Source organism: Chloracidobacterium sp., assembly GCA_015075585.1.
In the GTDB taxonomy this organism is placed as follows: Bacteria; Acidobacteriota; Blastocatellia; order Pyrinomonadales; family Pyrinomonadaceae; genus OLB17.
Window position 1 is genome coordinate 49,195 of the sequence record JABTUB010000002.1, and the last position, 16,896, is coordinate 66,090.

Below are 16,896 nucleotides of genomic sequence, written 5' to 3' on the forward strand. Positions count from 1 at the left end.
TATCGTAGATCAGCTTAAGCCGCTGCAGCCATTTTCTTGGCTTTTTCACGGGCTTGCTCGATGGTTCCGACCATATAGAACGCCTGCTCAGGCATATCGTCGCAGTTTCCGTCGAGGATCTCCTTAAAGCCCTTGATAGTATCTTCAACCTTCACGTATTCGCCCTTGAGACCGGTAAACTGTTCTCCGACCGTGAACGGCTGCGAGAAGAATCGCTGGATCTTACGTGCGCGTGATACGGTAAGCTTGTCATCTTCTGAAAGCTCATCGAGGCCGAGAATAGCGATGATGTCCTGCAGGTCCTTATACCGCTGAAGTATCTTTTTGACCGACTGAGCTGTGTTGTAGTGCTCTTCGCCGACGACATCCGGACTAAGAATCGTGGAGTTCGAAGCAAGCGGATCAACCGCCGGGTAAATTCCAAGCTCGACGATCTGCCGCGACAGTGCGGTAACCGCATCAAGGTGCGCGAATGTAGTTGCAGGTGCCGGGTCGGTGTAGTCATCCGCCGGCACATAAACGGCCTGAATAGAAGTGATGGCGCCGGTCTTGGTTGACGTGATGCGCTCCTGCATCTCGCCCATCTCGGTCGCAAGCGTAGGCTGGTAACCGACCGCTGACGGCATACGTCCGAGGAGTGCCGACACCTCTGAACCCGCCTGTGTAAAGCGGAAAATATTGTCAACAAAGAACAGCACGTCGTTGCCTTGGTCGCGGAAATACTCGGCAACCGTGAGTCCTGACAGTGCGACACGCAGACGTGCTCCCGGCGGCTCGGTCATCTGGCCGTAAACGAGCGACACCTTTGAATCCTTGATCGACGCCTTGTCGACCTTTGAAAGATCGAATTCGCCGGTCTCTTCCATATGCTCGTTGAATTTATCGCCGAATTTGATGACCTTTGACTCTACCATTTCACGCAGGAGGTCGTTGCCTTCACGCGTTCGTTCGCCGACGCCGGCGAATACTGAGTAACCGTCACGCCCCTTAGCAACGTTGTTGATAAGCTCCATGATGAGAACCGTCTTGCCGACGCCCGCACCGCCGAAGAGGCCGATCTTACCGCCGCGAAGGAACGGCTGGACCAGATCGATGACCTTGATGCCCGTCTCGAACATCTCCTTCTTTGTCGCTTGCTCGGCAAATGTCGGTGCATGACGATGGATGGGGTATCGCGTTTCCGAATCAACAGGTCCGAGCTCGTCCACAGGCTCGCCGACCACGTTCATAACGCGGCCAAGCGTCGGTGTACCGACCGGTATCGTTATCGGCCCGCCAAGGTCGATAACCTTCATTCCGCGTACCATTCCGTCAGTAGGAAGCATCGAGACCGCACGCACGCGGCCCTCGCCGAGATGCTGCTGAACTTCGGCAATGACGTCGATCTTCTCGCCGTCAAAGCCGTCGCTCGTGATGCGCATCGCCTGATAGATCGGCGGCAAATAATTGTCTGAAAACTCTACGTCAACGACCGGGCCGATGATCTGTACGACCTTTCCGACTTGCCCGTTTTCTCCGTTAGCCATGTTTCTTTTATAGGTTCTCCTGCGATATATTGTTGAAAATTCAACGTACTTACAAAAGAGCAAGGATAGCACAGTCGTTGTTTCGTGTCCAAAGCCGCAGGCAGTTGAACATTGACAGCGAAACGCAGTTCTTGTAGCCTCAAGGCATATACTATCAGCATCGGCGTTCACAGCCGCCTATTGCATATTTGAAGAAGCTCGAACTACCACCGCAGGGACTGAACACGCTTTTTGGCGTTCAGGACCAGAACATCAAATATCTCGAATCACTGCTCGATGTAAATATCGGCACGCGCGGCAGCGAGCTCGTCATCGACGGCGATCCGAAGGATATCGAGACCGTTCAGCAAATCCTGCACGATTTCGGCGAACTATTTGCCGACGGCAGCACGTTCACCGACAAGGAACTTAAAGACGCATTCAAGCAGATCGCAGAGGACCGCGCATATAGCCTCAAAGATCATTTTCAGAAGGCCAGATTTAACCCTTCGGGGAAGAAGACCGTCGCGCCAAAGACCGCAAATCAGCGTAAATACCTTGATGCGATCGCAAAGAATGACCTCGTTTTCGGGATCGGCGTTGCAGGAACGGGCAAGAGCTTTCTGGCGGTCGCGATGGCGGTCGATGCACTGTTCAAGAAACAGGTGAGCCGCATTATCTTGACACGTCCGGCGGTCGAGGCGGGCGAGCGGCTCGGATTCCTGCCCGGCGACCTGCAGGACAAGGTCGATCCTTACCTGCGGCCGCTTTACGATGCGTTGTTCGACCTTGTCGATTCGGAAAAGGTTACGAAGATGCTCGAAAAACGCATCATCGAGATCGCTCCGCTGGCATTTATGCGCGGCCGCACGCTCTCGGATGCGTTCATCATCCTCGACGAAGCTCAGAACACCACAAGCGAGCAGATGAAGATGTTCCTCACGCGCATCGGCTTTGGGTCAAAGGCTGTCGTTACCGGCGACAAAACACAGATCGACCTGCCGCGCGGCCAACGAAGCGGCCTGAAGGAGGCCGAGGTCGTCCTGAAGGACATCGATATGATCGACTTCGTCTATTTCGACGAGAAGGACGTCGTCCGCCATAAGCTCGTCCAGATGATCGTCAAAGCGTACGAAGCCCACTCAAATGAAACTATGAATGAGGATCTGAGAACGTAAAATGCGGTCCTCAACCCTTCGATCTTTCCTGTTCACTATTCACTGTTGACTTTCTTCGTATGATCGACGTCATCAATCTTCAACGCAAGGTCAAGTTGGACATTGTTCCCATTCGGGCATTCGCGGCAGCTCTCTCCGCGGATGTGGCAGAGAGCAAAGGCGGAGCTTTCTCGGTCGCTTTCATTTCCGATAAACGAATGCGTCAGCTGAACCAAACCTTTCGCGGAAAAGACACGACCACCGACGTGCTTTCTTTCCCGATGTCGGAACCGCCTGCGTTAGCGGGCGGCCAGTCTGTTGATGACGATCCGGCGAACTGGCCCTCCGCTCACGCAGAGGGTTCTGACTGGCCTGCGAACAATCTCGGCGACATCGTTATCTCCGCCGAACAGGCCGAACGGCAGGCGGCCGAGAACGGCCTTTCACTCGACACCGAGATCAAACAGCTCATCCTGCACGGCCTGTTACATCTTTGCGGTTACGATCACGAGATCGACGACGGCGAGATGAACGCCCGCGAACTCGAACTCCGCAAACGGCTCGGCATCTGATCCATCACGGTGCAGAGCAGCTTCCGGCGATTCAGATCCACTCCGAAGCGACGCAGCATCCTTTCAACACAGTTTGGTGTCGGCCGGCGATCGTCCTGAAGAAAGTCAGACGATATTCGCCTACATGAGCGTCATGTGTATGTTATTCTCGTAGTTATGGTTGAAGGAAATAAAACCGCTGACGCCTGCGTGATGATAATTTTCGGCGCGACGGGCGACCTTACGAAACGCAAGCTCCTGCCTGCTCTTTACAACCTCGCAAAGGGCGACTTTCTGCCGCACAAATTCGCGATCGTCGGCGTCGGCCGTCAGGAAATGAGTACTGACGAGTTTCGCGCGCACGTCGAAGGCATTCTCAAAGAGTTCGTGCCGAAAGGCCCCGAAGCCGACATTCTCAAATGGTTCACCGAACGCTCTTTCTACACCGGCGGCGACTTTGACGACGACAAGAATCTCTTTGGTGATCTCAAATCGATGCTCGCCGATGTTACCACGCAGCTTCAGATACCTGAGAATTACTTCTTTTATCTCGCAACGCCGCCGCAGCTGTTTGCCGATGTTACGCAAAAGGTTATCAAGAACGGCATCGGCAAGGAGGAGAACGGCAACTGGCGACGGTTCGTTTATGAGAAGCCGTTCGGCCGCGATCTCGAATCGGCAAAGCAGCTCAACCGCGACCTGCTGCGGCTCGTCAAAGAGGATCAGATCTACCGCATCGATCATTACCTCGGCAAAGAGACAGTGCAGAACATTTTGGTATTCCGCTTCGGCAACTCGATCTTTGAGCCGATATGGAACCGCAACTATGTCGATCACGTTCAGATCACCGTGGCGGAAACGCTCGGCGTCGAACAACGCGGCGGATACTACGATTCGGCAGGGGCGCTTCGCGATATGCTGCCGAATCACCTTTTCCAACTCGTAACGCTAACTGCGATGGAGCCGCCGGTTTCCTTCGCCGCAGACGCGGTGCGCGATGAGCAGTCAAAGATACTCCACGCGATCACGCCGTTCACCGACGAAGACGTGATCCGGAAGACCGTTCGCGGACAATACGGAGCCGGCAAGATCGGCGGCGATACCGCGGCCGCATATCGCGACGAACCGCTTGTCGCTCCGCATTCGAACACCGAAACGTACGTCGCCCTAAAGCTCTCGATCGACAATTGGCGTTGGGCAGGCGTCCCCTTCTATCTCAGGACGGGCAAGCGCCTCAACCAGCGATATTCGAGCATAATCGTACAGTTCAAGGCCGCGCCGTTCGTGCTTTTCCGCGATACGCCGATGGAGCGGCTCACCACGAACCGCATCGTCCTGCATATTCAGCCGGACGAGGGTATTACACTCCATTTCGGTGCAAAGATACCCGGCCCGATCGTTAACATGGGTGCGGTCGATATGGACTTCAATTATCTCGACCACTTTGGCGAACAGGTCGCGACCGGCTACGAACGGCTTTTGTATGACTGTATGATCGGCGATGCAACGCTTTTCCAACGTGCGGATCAGATCGAAGCGGGCTGGAGCGTTGTTCAGCCCATCCTCGACGTGTGGACCGCTCTCGCACCGCGTGATTTCCCCAACTATGCCGCCGGAACTTGGGGGCCCGGCGCCGCAGATACGCTCCTTCAGAACGACGGCCGCGTTTGGAAGAATGTTGAATAGGAAAAAAGGCCCCGAGAACAGCGATGCCTCAGCGGTTCCGCTTCACTGCGTGGCCCATCTTGTCTGAAAGGTCGTAGATCGTGCGCAGCGGCATTATATTGAATAGCTTGTAGTTGCCGACCGCAGCCAACCCGGCCGAAGCGATGCAGCCGCACTTCGAACAGTCGGGATCTCCGCCGAATTGACATGGCTTTACACGCGTTTTGAGATCTGCCGTGAGATTCAGCGTAGTTCTCGAAAAGATGCATTCGTCGGGCGAATTCGGCGGCCGCCTGTAACCTTCTGCGATCAGATCTGAGAAGACAAGCTTCGGGTAACTTTCACGAAGCCGAAGAAACTCGACGATCATTTTCTCCTTCAGTTCATCGCCCAATATCTCGGCATCATGCGCACCCATCTGCGGCGTAAAAAAGCTGATCCATATATGCCGCACTTCCGGCTGCTGCGACCAAAAACTCACGAATTCCTCGTAATAGCCTTCCCGCATCGCAGTTTGTGATGTTACCGTGCAGTGAACGGTTATCGAAGCATCTTTGATATTGCGCAATATACGCTCGTATGTCGCGGGCTTTCGGCGGGCATCGTGTTCGGGCTGCAGTCCGTCGATCGAGACCACGAGGTAGAGGCCGCCGATCTTTGCCCATTCCTTCGGTATTTCGCGCACCGCACTTGTTACTACTTGAACGGCGATACCGCGTTCGGACAGTTGCGGCAGAAGTGTGTTAAGTTCACGGAATCGAACAAGCGGTTCGCCGCCGACGATCGAAAGATGAAGCGGTTTATGGTGATCGACAAGATCAAGGACGCCGTCGATGAGGCTCTCGCCCTTTAGGTCGGAAAGTTCACGAAGAGGGCCCGCACCGTTAAGATGTTCCGGTTCATACGCGTAACAGCCCGGACAACGCAGCGGGCACTCGCGGGTTATTTCGATCGAAAGCGACGGATATTTGCCGGATAGAATTTTTCCCCAAGCCTTGACGACATCTAGTTTATTCAGAGACCCTCCTCAGCTTGGATAGTTCGGCGACACTTGCGGGAAGTGCACAAATCAATCGGCCGCATATCCAAGGATTATACGGGATGCACGAGACAATGGAAAGGTAGGCATACGGCAAGGCCGCCGCGTGAGTCGTTTAGCAATGCAGACCGTAGAAAAATGTGCCAATCAATTTCTAAAATGTTAAGATTTCACGAGAGAATCACGTAAAATGCCCGACAATACGGCGAACGACATCAGTATCCTTCTCAACGCGGCCGGCGATGGGAGCAATTCGGCCGGGGACGCGATGCCAAAGCCCGTTCATTTCAGCCGCTGCCCGCGAGCGGCGGATGTGTTGAATGAACGTTCCGATCATACGCTGCCGTTCTGACTATGGAGATCGAACTACTATTTGCCGGCATCCTGCTGATCATGTTGGTCTTTCTCTCGACCGTAGATATCGCATTCTCGCATCTCTCGGATGTCGGACTGCGGCGGCTGTCGTTTGATGAGGACTCGGCCGATCACAATAAGGCAGCCGTGTTCCTGCGCGAAGTGCTGGAGAATCGTTCTCAATTCCGCTTCCTTATCTCATCCGCAAACCAGGTCGTGCTGATGGCGTTTGCGATACTTATCACCCACATCCTGATCCGCGTCACCGAGCGCGAAACTCTGATATTCGCCGCTGCGATCGCCGCCGTGCTGCTGGTTGCAATAGTTTTCCGGCAGATCGTTCCGCGTATGATACTTAGAAGCTCGCCGGAAAAGAGGATCGTGATGCTGATCCCGATCGTCCGGCCGCTTTATAGCTTTTTGTCCTTATTCGTGAGGCCGTTCATATCGTACCAAAGTTCGCGTGAGACACGCCTTGATACAACGACCACGCCCGACACGTTCGATGAACGCGACGACGAGAATAACTCTGACGACCTGCAGGCTCTGATCGAGGTCGGCGAGGCCGAGGGCATAATCGAGAAAGAAGAGCGTGTGATGATCGAAACGATGGTCGAATTCAGCGAGACACGCGCGGGCGAGATCATGACGCCGCGAACCGAGATCGTAGCCGTTCCGATCGGAACGCTGATAAAGAATGCACGCGACATGATGATCGAAGAGCGCGTGTCGCGTCTGCCGGTCTATGGCGGTAGCATCGACAATATCGAGGGCATCCTGTACGTGCGCGACCTTCTTGCGGCCCTTGCCACCGGGCGTAAAGAACACACTGTCGAGACGATAATGCGTGACGCCTACCTCGTACCCGAGACAAAAACTGCAAGCGAGCTCCTTAAGTCAATGCAGCGTGAACACGTCCAGATCGCAGTCGTGATCGATGAATACGGCGGCGTCGCGGGCCTGATCACGGTGGAGGATCTCATTGAAGAGATCGTCGGCGAGATCGAAGATGAGGACATTGAACAGGATGAGGTCGTCGAGATACGCGAACTCGATAACGGCTGTTACGATGTGCTCGGGTCAACAGAGGTCGAGCGCGTCGAGGAGCTTTTTGACCTTGAACTCGAGGGCGACGACTATACGACCATTGCCGGCCTTGTCGTTACCGAGGCAGGTTATGTACCGAAGGTCGGCGAAAGGCTAAGCGTCAAGGGGCTAGACGTCGAGATACTGGAAGCGGACGAAAAGCGGCTAACGCTTCTCCGCCTTTGCCATTCATCGCCCGAAGATGAAGGATCGGCCGGCGGCTAGATCGGCTAATGCTTATTGTCGGTGCGCCTCTGATATACTCGGAATGTCGAATATGAAACTGCACGCAAATACAGACGATGGCACCGTCGAGATCGAGATCACGCGCGACGGCCGCAGCGTTACCGCAAAGGTGGATGGTCGTGAATATCAACTCGACGCCTCGCAGCCCGAACGCGGTGTCTATCTGCTGAAGCACGGCAGCAAGGTCTTTCAGGCGGCGGTAACATCGGATAGCGGTACGAGCATTGAGATCAACGGCAATAGCTACGATGTCGCGATCCACGATCCGCGAAAACTTCGCAGCAACGCAGGCGATGCGCAACAGAACGACGGGCGTGCGGAGATCAAGACCGCAATGCCGGGTAAGGTCGTCCGCATCCTTAGATCCTTGAATGAAACTGTCGCGAAAGGCGACGGCCTTATCGTTGTCGAGGCGATGAAAATGCAGAATGAAATGCGATCGCCAAAGGATGGTATCGTGGCCGCGATAAACACTTCCGAAGGTGAAACGGTCAACGCCGGCGAAGTTCTGCTTGTGGTCGAGTGATCATAACTTTGTCCCGCAGTACTTGCAATGAACAGCGTCCATATCATGCCCTTCGGCGTGGCACTCGGCACAGAGTTGCGTAGAAGCAGATTTTGACGCTTTGATCAATTCCCTTGTGAAAATGCCGGTCGGCACCGCAATTATTCCGTAGCCCATCACCATCACGATCGACGCAAGAAATTTCCCGAGCAGCGTTTGCGGTGAAAGGTCGCCGTAGCCGACGGTCGTCAGCGTTACGACCGCCCAATACACGCTTGTCGGCAGATCGACAAAGCCATGCTCCTCGCCCTCGACTACATACATCAGCGAGCCGACCACAATTGCGATCGAAAGTATCGCAACGACAAAGACGCTTATCTTATGCTTGCTCGTCCTGAGTGCGGCAACGATAACGCGGCTCTCCGATACATACTTGGAAAGTTTGAGAACGCGAAAGATCCGCAGCAGCCTTAAAACGCGGATCGTGAGCAGATACTGGGTTCCCGGAACAAAAAGGCTGATATAGCTCGGTAATATCGCAAGAAGATCAACAAGGCCGTAGAAGCTGAACACATATCGAAACGGGCGCCTCGACGAGATCAAACGAAGAACGTATTCGATCGAGAAGAGTACAGTGAGTATCCATTCGATGATGTGCAGTTCATCGAGATAGACATCGCGAATACTTCTTACGCTTTCCAGAAAAACCGCAACGAGGCTAATGAGGATAAGCGCTATTACGGTGATGTCGAAAAAGCGGCCCGCCGGCGTCTCGGCCTCGAAAACTATCTCATACAAACGCTCTCTTAAGCGAGAACCTACATACGCTTCTTTCTCATTCTGCACCTAAATATTAAACAATACTTTGCGGCACTTCGCACATTTGCCTCAACTTAACCTTCAAAAAGAGGCCGCAGCGGCGAGGCGGCGATTCGTACGAGGTCGCGAAATGCGTCAAATGAAAGCGCCTGCTGAGCATCTGACACAGATTCGTCCGGCCGCGGATGCACCTCGACGACAACGCCGTCCGCTCCGATAGCAAGTGCGGCTCTGGCACACTGCGGAATAAGGCTTCGTCTTCCTGTAGCGTGCGACGGATCGACAATGACGGGCAAATGCGTCAGCTCCTTTGCATACGCGGCACCTGCGAGGTCAAGCGTATTACGCAACGAATTGTCAAAACTCTTGATGCCGCGTTCACATAGTACGACGTTCTCATTACCGCCGTGCAGCAAATATTCCGCCGCTGAGAGCCATTCCTTGATCGTTGCCGAAGGGCCGCGTTTCAGCAGGATCGGCTTTCCTGTGTCGGCGAGACGCTTCAGGAGAGCGAAATTCTGCATATTACGGGCACCGACCTGCAGCATTTCGGCATGATCGCAGATGACATCGACATCCGCTTCACTCATAACCTCAGTAACGACAGGCATCCGGGCAGCGTCTGCGGCGCGCCTTAGAAGCTTCAGGCCTTCGACCCCAAGCCCTTGAAAATCGTACGGCGATGTTCGCGGCTTGTACGCGCCGCCGCGCAATATGCTTGCACCATGCCGCTTTACGCTAAGCGCCGTTTCGGTGATCTGCCGGCTGTCCTCGACCGAACAAGGGCCTGCGATCACGACCGCTTCGCTTCCGCCGATCGGCACATCGCCTACCATCACCACCGTCGTCGCACGCCGCCGCGCCGTCGCCTTTGGCAAACCCTTGATCCTCGGCTGACCGATCACATCAATTATCCCTATATCGTGCATTACCCTTTCCTCCCGATCCTGACTGCTGTAAAAGTTGTTATATTGTTCGCCTCATCAGCGATGCCCCGAAGTATCACCTTCGCTCCGTAAAGCTCTGCGGCTCGTTCGCTGCCTATGGCTGCTTGTAATTGCGACCCTTCTTCAACGATCGCCCGTATGCTCGTAGCCGTATCCGGGCTTGCGACCGGCGTCAGATGCGGGTTCGCCTCGAAAAATCTCGAACACTGATCGAGAGCCGCCCAATGCGAACGCACTATCTTGAGACTGCTCACATCGATCAGCTCGGCTGCTGCCAATACATGTTCTATCTGTATGTCGATCTCATCCGACCTTTCTGTGGTATGCGTCAATAACAGCCCTGCAACCGTTCCTATTTCGCCGATGATCGAATTTCGCACCGGCAGCACCGCATACTCTGCTACGCCATCCGTAAGCGCATCGAATACATCACCAAAAGTACGGCATTCGATCAGCTCCGCGCCCGAGCCGAACAACTCCAGTGCGGCCGCATCACTGTATGAACCGCGAATGCCCTGTATCGCAACCGACGTCATACCGCGGCTCCTGCATCAAGCTGCTCAGCACACACGTCGCTTTGAAGCCGGCGGGACTCCGCCAAGATCATCACCATCATCGAGCGGATCGCCGACTCTGAAAGCCGGCCGTTCGAGCGTCTGACCGCGAGGCTTATGACCTCATCCTCGCGGGCTCCGTCCGCGACAGCCAGTCCGGCAGCCGCCTTCAGGCCTCCGATCTCTTTGGCGATCGCAAAGCGCCGAGCGAGCAGCTCAACGATCTCAGCATCGATCCGATCGATCTCGTTCCTTTTGTCATTGATATTCATAAAAACAAAAAGGCCGCGATGCTGGATCGCGGCCTTTGGTCGAACTTGTTGCTATCGTTATCCGATGCGAACACAAACCTCAGCCGCTTTACCGCTAAAGTAAAAGTAAAAGCTGAAGTTGTTAAAGCTCTTTCGCATTATCTGGATGAACGCTGCGTCGAAACGCAGTGTTAGAATAGCCAGCTGTACTAAGAATTGTCAAGCCATTTTCCGACGGGGCCTAATCTTTTTTGTTATGTCCTTTGAAAACCGCGCTCTATATCTTTCAGCGACAGCCGCAGGATCACCGGCCGGCCGTGCGGGCATGTTGTCGGCGATGTCGTAACGAGCAGCTTGTCGATGAGCCAGTGCATCTTCTCCGGCGTAAGCTTCATATTGATCTTGACGGCTGCCCTGCAGGCGAGCGATGCTGCGATGTCATCGCGAAATGTTGCTTTGGCAGTGCCCCGTTTTTCTGCATCGACCGCTTCGAGTACCTCGGCGAGAAGATTACGCGCCTCCGCAGCCGGCAGGTCGGTCGGAACGCTCTTGATCGCGACCGTTCTGCCCGACAGCCGCATCGTTTCAAAGCCTAAAGCAGCAAGCTCATCCTCGATCAACTCGAACGCCTGTGATTGTGCCGGCGTCAGGTCCATTGTCTCGGGAAGAAGCAGATTTTGCGATTCGATACGACGCTCGTGTTCACTCTGCCGAAACTTATCGAACAAGATACGCTCGTGCGCAACGTGCTGATCTATCAGCAAAAGCCCTTCGTCGTCCGCCGCGATTATGAAGCTTTCATGAAGTTGCCCAAGCGGTTTGATCTTTGCGGCAGAGACCTCCGCGGGTTCGGCCGGCTTTACATATCGTTCAGCGGAACCGACCGGCGGCATAACAGGATAACTCGACGGCTCTGTCGAAATTTGCGGCGGCGCTTGATACGCGGCGTCTTCAGGCTCCGGAAAGTTCGTTTCGCCCCGCTGCGGCCTCTCCTCGATCTTTTGATAGACAGCCTCGTCCAGAACGGCCTCTGCTTCTGATGAACCGCCCTCTATACTTTCAGCTTGGTATTCATAAGGCATATCGAAGTGCATTGTTTCTTGCACTTCGACAGCAGGCCTTTCGCGGGCCGACGTTTCCGGTGCTTCGACGGGCTCATCAGTCACCGGCTCCCTGCTTGGAGCCGCAATGCCTCCCGCCGCCAAGGCATCGCGAACGGTCTCTGCAACTACCTCCTTGACCGCTTCGGCACGTCGAAAGCGAACCTGCGTCTTCGCGGGATGGACGTTCACATCGATCTCTTCCAAAGGTATCTCAAGAAAAAGGAATGCGACCGGATAAAGCCCATGCGGCAGCACCGAACGGTATCCTTCGCCAAGAGCGTCCCCGATGATCTTGTCGCGCACGAACCGCTTGTTTATAAAAAAGTATTGCGAGTCGCGGGTCGTTCGCCGCTCGCGCGGAGCCGAGATAAAACCGCTGACGCGTGCAACGTACTCACGGCCGCCGCTGACAGGCAGCAGACTTTCGAGCAATGATGCACCAAAGACTTGAAACGCACGCTCGCGAAGATCCTTTGCCGCTGAGACCCGAAGCACCTCACGGCCATTGTTCGTCAAAGTGAAAGCGATCTCGGGGTGGGCGAGCGCGTAATGCGTAACGATCGAGGTGAGATGATAGTTCTCGGTCGCCTCGCTCCGCATAAACTTCCGGCGGGCAGGCGTATTAAAGAAAAGGTCGCGTGCCTCGATCGTCGTACCGCGGTCGCGCGCCGCGTCTTTCACGTCAATGAGCCGGCCGCCTTCGATATTGACGCGCGTCGCAAGCGTTTCATCATCCCGCTTGGTCAAAAGGTCGAGTTTTGCGACCGAAGCTATCGAAGCAAGGGCCTCACCGCGAAACCCTAAGGTACCGATAGCTGCAAGGTCGTCGAGCGACCGTATCTTTGATGTTGCATGCCGCTCGAAAGCAAGGATCGCATCGTCACGTTCCATCCCCTCGCCATCATCCGCGACTCTGATAAGCCGACGGCCACCCAGCTCAATATCCACTTGGATCCGTGTCGAGCCCGCATCGATCGAGTTCTCGATCATTTCTTTGACAACGGACGCAGGCCGCTCGACCACCTCACCGGCAGCGATCTGATTTGCAAGATTGTCGGGGAGTACCCTTATTCGACTCATAGTTACAAATATATGATCCTATGGCCGTTATCGTTCAGGTCAACGGCTTGGTACAGCTGACGGATAAAGCCTTCGCCAAAACGATCGAGATACGTGATGATATTCAATTTCCGCTCCTGTAGGACCTTTTCGGGGAAGAGTGCATCGAACATCGCTGCGAGCCTGCGCTCCGCATCACCGCTGTTTCGTACAGCAGCGGCGTAAGCCTTCGTTCGGATCGCTGCGATGTGATAGAGCATCTTCCGACGCCGCTTCGCGAATGCATCAGCTACTGTTACATCCAGTTTCGCCAAATGCCGGTCGAGGCGATTGAGCTCCGCATTTACCTTTTCTTCAACGTCAGCTATCAGCCTCGCAGTATCGGGCGAGACCTCGCGTTCAACGATCTTCGGCAGGAGTTCATCGCGTCCCGCGAACAGGTCGATGAATGACAAGCCGTATTTCGCAAGCGTACGCTGATGCCGCGACTCGATGACCGTAAAACTCTGCCGATGGCGGATCGGCGTAACACGGCGGCCTAATTGCTCATAAACGACCTGACATTGTGCGAAATACGCGATCTCCGCGGCCCCGCCGAAATAACATATCGTCGGGAAAAGATGATCCTGAACAACCGGACGGAACATCACGCCGGCACTAAGCCTTTCGGGGGTCGCTTCGGCAATGGTTCGCAACTCGGCAAGCGTGAATTTTCGGCGGTCACGTTTCGAGGTAACGAATCCGTCGGGTGACAACCGCAGGGCAGAGCGTTCGCCCTTGTCGGTGAGCCAAAAGATCGGAAAATGATCCTCTTCCACATGTACTTGCGCGTGGTAGCCGTCGGCTGCCAGTTCAGCTGTCCGATCGAGAAGCCTTGTAACGATGGTTTGTGCGGAGTCGATCGCCGCTGAAAAGATCGGGGCCGAAAGTCTCTTCAGTCCGTAATGACGCGGATCGGCAAAAATGAGACCGAACGGGGCGAATATCCTTGCCATCTGCGTCAGAAATGCGTCGCCAAAGCCGCGCCCCTCTTTCCACGTCTCGGAAAGGCCCTCGACGACCGCATCCGTGAACTCTGTATTGCCGAGCTCATCCGCTAACTGCCCGATAACAGCGCCTATCGAGCTATCGATAGTGGTTGCTCCGACGGGAGAATTATCAATACGGCCCGCCGGATGGAACTCTTTACGGATCAATGCCTCGCCCTTTCCGACAACCTCAGCCCAAGCCACCTCCTCAAAATCATGATCCTCGGTTGCTGCCCAAAATATCGGCACGGCATTCACACCCGAGGCGGTCAGCTCTTCGGCGAGTTTCACTGCCGATAACGCTTTATAGATCGTGTAAAGCGGCCCTGTGAAAAGACCGGCCTGCTGACCCGAAAGCACCGCAACACACGACCGGTCGTTAAGCCGGTCGATGTTCCTAAAAGTATTCTCCGAGGCTCCGCAATTTGTATTTATCTCCGCAAGGGCAGAGCAAAGCTTGGCCCGGTCAACAGTAAACCCATCGCATACGTCGTCAGCCTCGCGTTGCCGGCCCGCCGACGCCGCAGGCAAAAATGAGAAATACTTTGCGACTGAGGCCGAAGCCGCCAAATGATCCAAAAATATGCGCGATTGGCCCGGAATATGGGCGAACGGCAAACTCTCGATCTCAAGGCCGCCTGCGGTCGCGAGGCGTTGGCTGGCACTTTCAGTGGTCAATATTGACGACTCCTTTGTAAGAAAATTATAGTGTCGCAGAAGCGAACTGCAAAATCCAAAGAAAAAAGGCGAGGCCGCGGCCCCGCCTTTCACACCTATCGGCAATTGATCACGGAGCGCTGGCGATCCGCGGCCTATCGGCTGAACCGCCGGCCGACTGTGTGCCGCGTTCTATCCTATAAACGCCCGATGAATGTGTCCCCGCATAGATACGGTTCGGGTCGCGCGGATCGAAGGCGAGTGCCCACACCCTGCGGCTCGGCAGATTCCAGTCCTTATCATCCATACGCTTCCACTTATCGCCTCCGTCGGTCGAGATGTAGATCCCGCCGCCCTTTTCGAGCGAGCTTGAAACGATAACCTCATCTGTCCTTTCCGGATCGATCAAGATGCTCGTATAACTGCCGATGGGCAGCCCGCCGCCGCGTCGTTTCCATGTCGTACCGCCATCGCGGCTTATGTAAAAAGTCTGTCCTGTTCCCACATAGATGCGATCAGGATCCTTAGGGTCACTCGCGATCGAGCTTACCGGTGAGCCGTCAGAGGTCGGAGCCACCTTAGCCCATGTCTTGCCTGAATCATGCGAGACGATAACGCCCGAAGTCGCCGTCCCGACCCAGATGGTTTCGGGGCGAAGCGGTGAGGTATGTATCGAAAAGATATTGTCGTTATTGCCGCCCAGGTCGATCTTCTCCCAGCCTTGGGCAAAGTTATAGCTTCGATAAAGCCCTTTATCGGTTCCTGCGATCAGGCCGTTCTTACCGTCCTCGGTGAATTCAATGATCTTCACCTTCTCTTTGATCTGAGTGATCCCCTTCGGCACACTGACCGTCTTTACGATGTTCTTGCCCTTCCGGCGAACCGTTGTTTTAACTGTCTGAACCGGAACCTTGCCGGCAGGGATCGGCGCCCAGGTTATACCGCGGTCCATCGACCTATAAATGCCGACGTTCGTGCCCAAATACATCACGTTCGGCGTAACACGGTCTTGCCTCAGCGCAAACGGCGAGATCCGGTTGACGTCTATACTTGAAGAGGCCTTCCAGTTCGCTCCGCCGTCCGTACTGACAAAAAGAAATCCGCCGCCTGTCGCGATATTGCGGGTTGCCGCATAGAGCCTGTTCGGCTGCTGCAGATCCGGCATCACATTATATGTGAACCGGCTGGTGAAGCGGTCATTGGTCGGCGTAAAATTCTTGCCGCCGTCATTCGAGACCATTACACCGTAATTGTTCGTCGCAATGAAAACGCGGTTGGGAATATCAGGATGCAAAGCGATCGAGTTTATTTCAAGGTTTCTCTGCGTCGTCAACGACCATGCCTTGCCCGAGTTCGACGACATCCAGAAACCTTCTGTCGTCGCCGCAAAGATCGTTCCTGGCATCGTCGGGTGCTGCATGATATCACGCGTACGGCGTGACTGCGACGGAATGCCCTGAATCTTCGCCCACTTTTCGCCGCCGTTGACCGATTCGTAGATGCCGCTGCAGGCCGACGAGATTATATGCTCCGGATTACGCGGGTCGATATCGACCGCAAAGACGTCCGAGTCGTCGATCATACCGTCCTTTATCAGCCGCCAGCTTTTGCCGCTGTCCGTCGATTTGTATGCCCGCCACCACGTTCCGGCGTAGATCGTGTTCGTACCGCGCGGATCGATCGCGATCGAATCAACATTTATCGGGTTTGTAGTGGATGACAGCCGATCCCAGCTCTCGCCCGAATTCTTCGACACCCAAACGCCATTGGTCGTACCGGCAAAAAGATAATTCGCGTCGAAGGTTGACTGCACCAATGCGTGGACAGCCTCACCCTTTAACTCTTTGGAGGCCTTCCATGTTACGCCGCCGTCGGTCGATCGGAAGAAGCCGCCGGGATTCTTATGCCTGTGGCCGGAGGCATAAATGATCCTTGAATCGCGTGAATCCACAAAAAGATTATCCAATATCAATTCAGGTTCATTCAGATTCACCAGCAGCCGCCAATTCTTGGCACCGTCGGCGGACGTATAGATCTGGCCGTCAAGTGTACTGAGATACAGGCGGTTCGGATCGCGCGGATCAATGGTGATGCTTCTGACATCGCCGCCGTCCGGTCCGACGACCGCCCAATTTTCGAACTTCGGCAGATCGGCAGGCCCTTCCTCCGTTGGTGTTTCACCAAGGACAAAGCTCGGGGCTGCGAAAGCTACTGCCAAAATGAAGATCAGGAGTTCAGCTGCGATTTTAGTTGTTCTTTTCATGATCAAAACGGTCTGCGGTGAAATTTACGACGGATCGCTGTTACGGGAAGATGACACTCTTTGAGATGCCAAGCTCGCACTGCGGGTTTACCCGAATACGGCCGGCG

General features: G+C 54.8%; 15 protein-coding genes. 6 read left to right on the forward strand and 9 right to left on the reverse strand.

Annotation, left to right across the window (positions count from 1 at the left end; genetic code table 11):
- Nucleotides 1–14: 14 nt before the first annotated feature.
- Complete coding sequence (gene atpD / locus HS105_09290; protein ID MBE7516783.1) at nucleotides 15–1,526, reverse strand: F0F1 ATP synthase subunit beta; 1,512 nt, start codon at nucleotides 1,524–1,526, stop codon at nucleotides 15–17.
- Between the two features lie 188 nt (nucleotides 1,527–1,714).
- Here atpD and HS105_09295 point away from each other — a divergent pair, with 188 nt between their 5' ends.
- The 3 genes from HS105_09295 to zwf all read left to right on the forward strand — a co-directional run bounded on the left by HS105_09295 (nucleotide 1,715) and on the right by zwf (nucleotide 4,899).
- A complete protein-coding gene (locus HS105_09295) occupies nucleotides 1,715–2,683 on the forward strand; it encodes a PhoH family protein (GenBank protein ID MBE7516784.1) in 969 nt (322 codons plus the stop codon).
- 59 nt (nucleotides 2,684–2,742) lie between these two features.
- Entirely contained in the window at nucleotides 2,743–3,234 is a 492-nt protein-coding gene (ybeY, locus tag HS105_09300) for an rRNA maturation RNase YbeY (GenBank protein ID MBE7516785.1), read from the forward strand.
- A 156-nt stretch (nucleotides 3,235–3,390) separates the two neighbouring features.
- Nucleotides 3,391–4,899 (forward strand): glucose-6-phosphate dehydrogenase, encoded by a 1,509-nt coding sequence (gene zwf, locus HS105_09305; protein MBE7516786.1) that lies wholly within the window; start codon nucleotides 3,391–3,393, stop codon nucleotides 4,897–4,899.
- Between the two features lie 28 nt (nucleotides 4,900–4,927).
- Here zwf and HS105_09310 read toward each other — a convergent pair whose 3' ends face one another.
- Complete coding sequence (locus HS105_09310) at nucleotides 4,928–5,896, reverse strand: radical SAM protein (protein ID MBE7516787.1); 969 nt, start codon at nucleotides 5,894–5,896, stop codon at nucleotides 4,928–4,930.
- A 211-nt stretch (nucleotides 5,897–6,107) separates the two neighbouring features.
- On the opposite strand from HS105_09310, the gene HS105_09315 reads away from it, so the two are divergent.
- Genes HS105_09315 through HS105_09325 form a run of 3 tightly spaced genes read left to right on the forward strand, consistent with a single transcriptional unit; the run spans nucleotide 6,108 to nucleotide 8,129 of the window.
- Nucleotides 6,108–6,269: a hypothetical protein gene (locus HS105_09315; protein ID MBE7516788.1), complete on the forward strand. Its 162-nt coding sequence runs from the start codon at nucleotides 6,108–6,110 to the stop codon at nucleotides 6,267–6,269.
- A 2-nt stretch (nucleotides 6,270–6,271) separates the two neighbouring features.
- Nucleotides 6,272–7,582 (forward strand): HlyC/CorC family transporter, encoded by a 1,311-nt coding sequence (locus tag HS105_09320; GenBank protein MBE7516789.1) that lies wholly within the window; start codon nucleotides 6,272–6,274, stop codon nucleotides 7,580–7,582.
- 43 nt (nucleotides 7,583–7,625) lie between these two features.
- A complete protein-coding gene (locus HS105_09325; GenBank protein MBE7516790.1) occupies nucleotides 7,626–8,129 on the forward strand; it encodes a biotin attachment protein in 504 nt (167 codons plus the stop codon).
- Here HS105_09325 and HS105_09330 read toward each other — a convergent pair whose 3' ends face one another.
- The 7 genes from HS105_09330 to HS105_09360 all read right to left on the reverse strand — a co-directional run bounded on the left by HS105_09330 (nucleotide 8,130) and on the right by HS105_09360 (nucleotide 16,789).
- Nucleotides 8,130–8,954, reverse strand: coding sequence for an ion transporter (locus HS105_09330; protein MBE7516791.1), 825 nt, complete (start codon nucleotides 8,952–8,954; stop codon nucleotides 8,130–8,132). It lies immediately after the preceding gene.
- A gap of 47 nt (nucleotides 8,955–9,001) precedes the next feature.
- A complete protein-coding gene (gene aroF / locus HS105_09335; GenBank protein ID MBE7516792.1) occupies nucleotides 9,002–9,856 on the reverse strand; it encodes a 3-deoxy-7-phosphoheptulonate synthase in 855 nt (284 codons plus the stop codon).
- Nucleotides 9,856–10,410: a hypothetical protein gene (locus HS105_09340; GenBank protein MBE7516793.1), complete on the reverse strand. Its 555-nt coding sequence runs from the start codon at nucleotides 10,408–10,410 to the stop codon at nucleotides 9,856–9,858. The genes aroF and HS105_09340 overlap by 1 nt, the downstream gene beginning before the upstream one ends.
- On the reverse strand, nucleotides 10,407–10,700 hold the full coding sequence (locus HS105_09345; GenBank protein MBE7516794.1) for a chorismate mutase: 294 nt from the start codon (nucleotides 10,698–10,700) through the stop codon (nucleotides 10,407–10,409). Before HS105_09345 ends, HS105_09340 begins: the two co-directional genes overlap by 4 nt.
- 233 nt (nucleotides 10,701–10,933) lie before the next feature.
- Nucleotides 10,934–12,862 (reverse strand): DNA mismatch repair endonuclease MutL, encoded by a 1,929-nt coding sequence (mutL, locus tag HS105_09350; protein ID MBE7516795.1) that lies wholly within the window; start codon nucleotides 12,860–12,862, stop codon nucleotides 10,934–10,936.
- 2 nt (nucleotides 12,863–12,864) lie between these two features.
- Complete coding sequence (gene bshC, locus HS105_09355; GenBank protein MBE7516796.1) at nucleotides 12,865–14,547, reverse strand: bacillithiol biosynthesis cysteine-adding enzyme BshC; 1,683 nt, start codon at nucleotides 14,545–14,547, stop codon at nucleotides 12,865–12,867.
- Between the two features lie 109 nt (nucleotides 14,548–14,656).
- A complete protein-coding gene (locus HS105_09360) occupies nucleotides 14,657–16,789 on the reverse strand; it encodes a hypothetical protein (GenBank protein ID MBE7516797.1) in 2,133 nt (710 codons plus the stop codon).
- Between the last annotated feature and the right edge of the window lie 107 nt (nucleotides 16,790–16,896).

What these genes read in the sequence shown, in the direction of transcription:
- atpD (MBE7516783.1), bottom strand. Translation starts at nt 1,526, where the DNA reads ATGGCTAACGGAGAAAACGGGCAAGTCGGAAAGGTCGTACAGATCATC.
- ybeY (MBE7516785.1), top strand. Translation starts at nt 2,743, where the DNA reads ATGATCGACGTCATCAATCTTCAACGCAAGGTCAAGTTGGACATTGTT.
- zwf (MBE7516786.1), top strand. Translation starts at nt 3,391, where the DNA reads ATGGTTGAAGGAAATAAAACCGCTGACGCCTGCGTGATGATAATTTTC.
- HS105_09315 (MBE7516788.1), top strand. Translation starts at nt 6,108, where the DNA reads ATGCCCGACAATACGGCGAACGACATCAGTATCCTTCTCAACGCGGCC.
- HS105_09320 (MBE7516789.1), top strand. Translation starts at nt 6,272, where the DNA reads ATGGAGATCGAACTACTATTTGCCGGCATCCTGCTGATCATGTTGGTC.
- HS105_09325 (MBE7516790.1), top strand. Translation starts at nt 7,626, where the DNA reads ATGTCGAATATGAAACTGCACGCAAATACAGACGATGGCACCGTCGAG.
- aroF (MBE7516792.1), bottom strand. Translation starts at nt 9,856, where the DNA reads ATGCACGATATAGGGATAATTGATGTGATCGGTCAGCCGAGGATCAAG.
- HS105_09340 (MBE7516793.1), bottom strand. Translation starts at nt 10,410, where the DNA reads ATGACGTCGGTTGCGATACAGGGCATTCGCGGTTCATACAGTGATGCG.
- HS105_09345 (MBE7516794.1), bottom strand. Translation starts at nt 10,700, where the DNA reads ATGAATATCAATGACAAAAGGAACGAGATCGATCGGATCGATGCTGAG.
- mutL (MBE7516795.1), bottom strand. Translation starts at nt 12,862, where the DNA reads ATGAGTCGAATAAGGGTACTCCCCGACAATCTTGCAAATCAGATCGCT.
- HS105_09360 (MBE7516797.1), bottom strand. Translation starts at nt 16,789, where the DNA reads ATGAAAAGAACAACTAAAATCGCAGCTGAACTCCTGATCTTCATTTTG.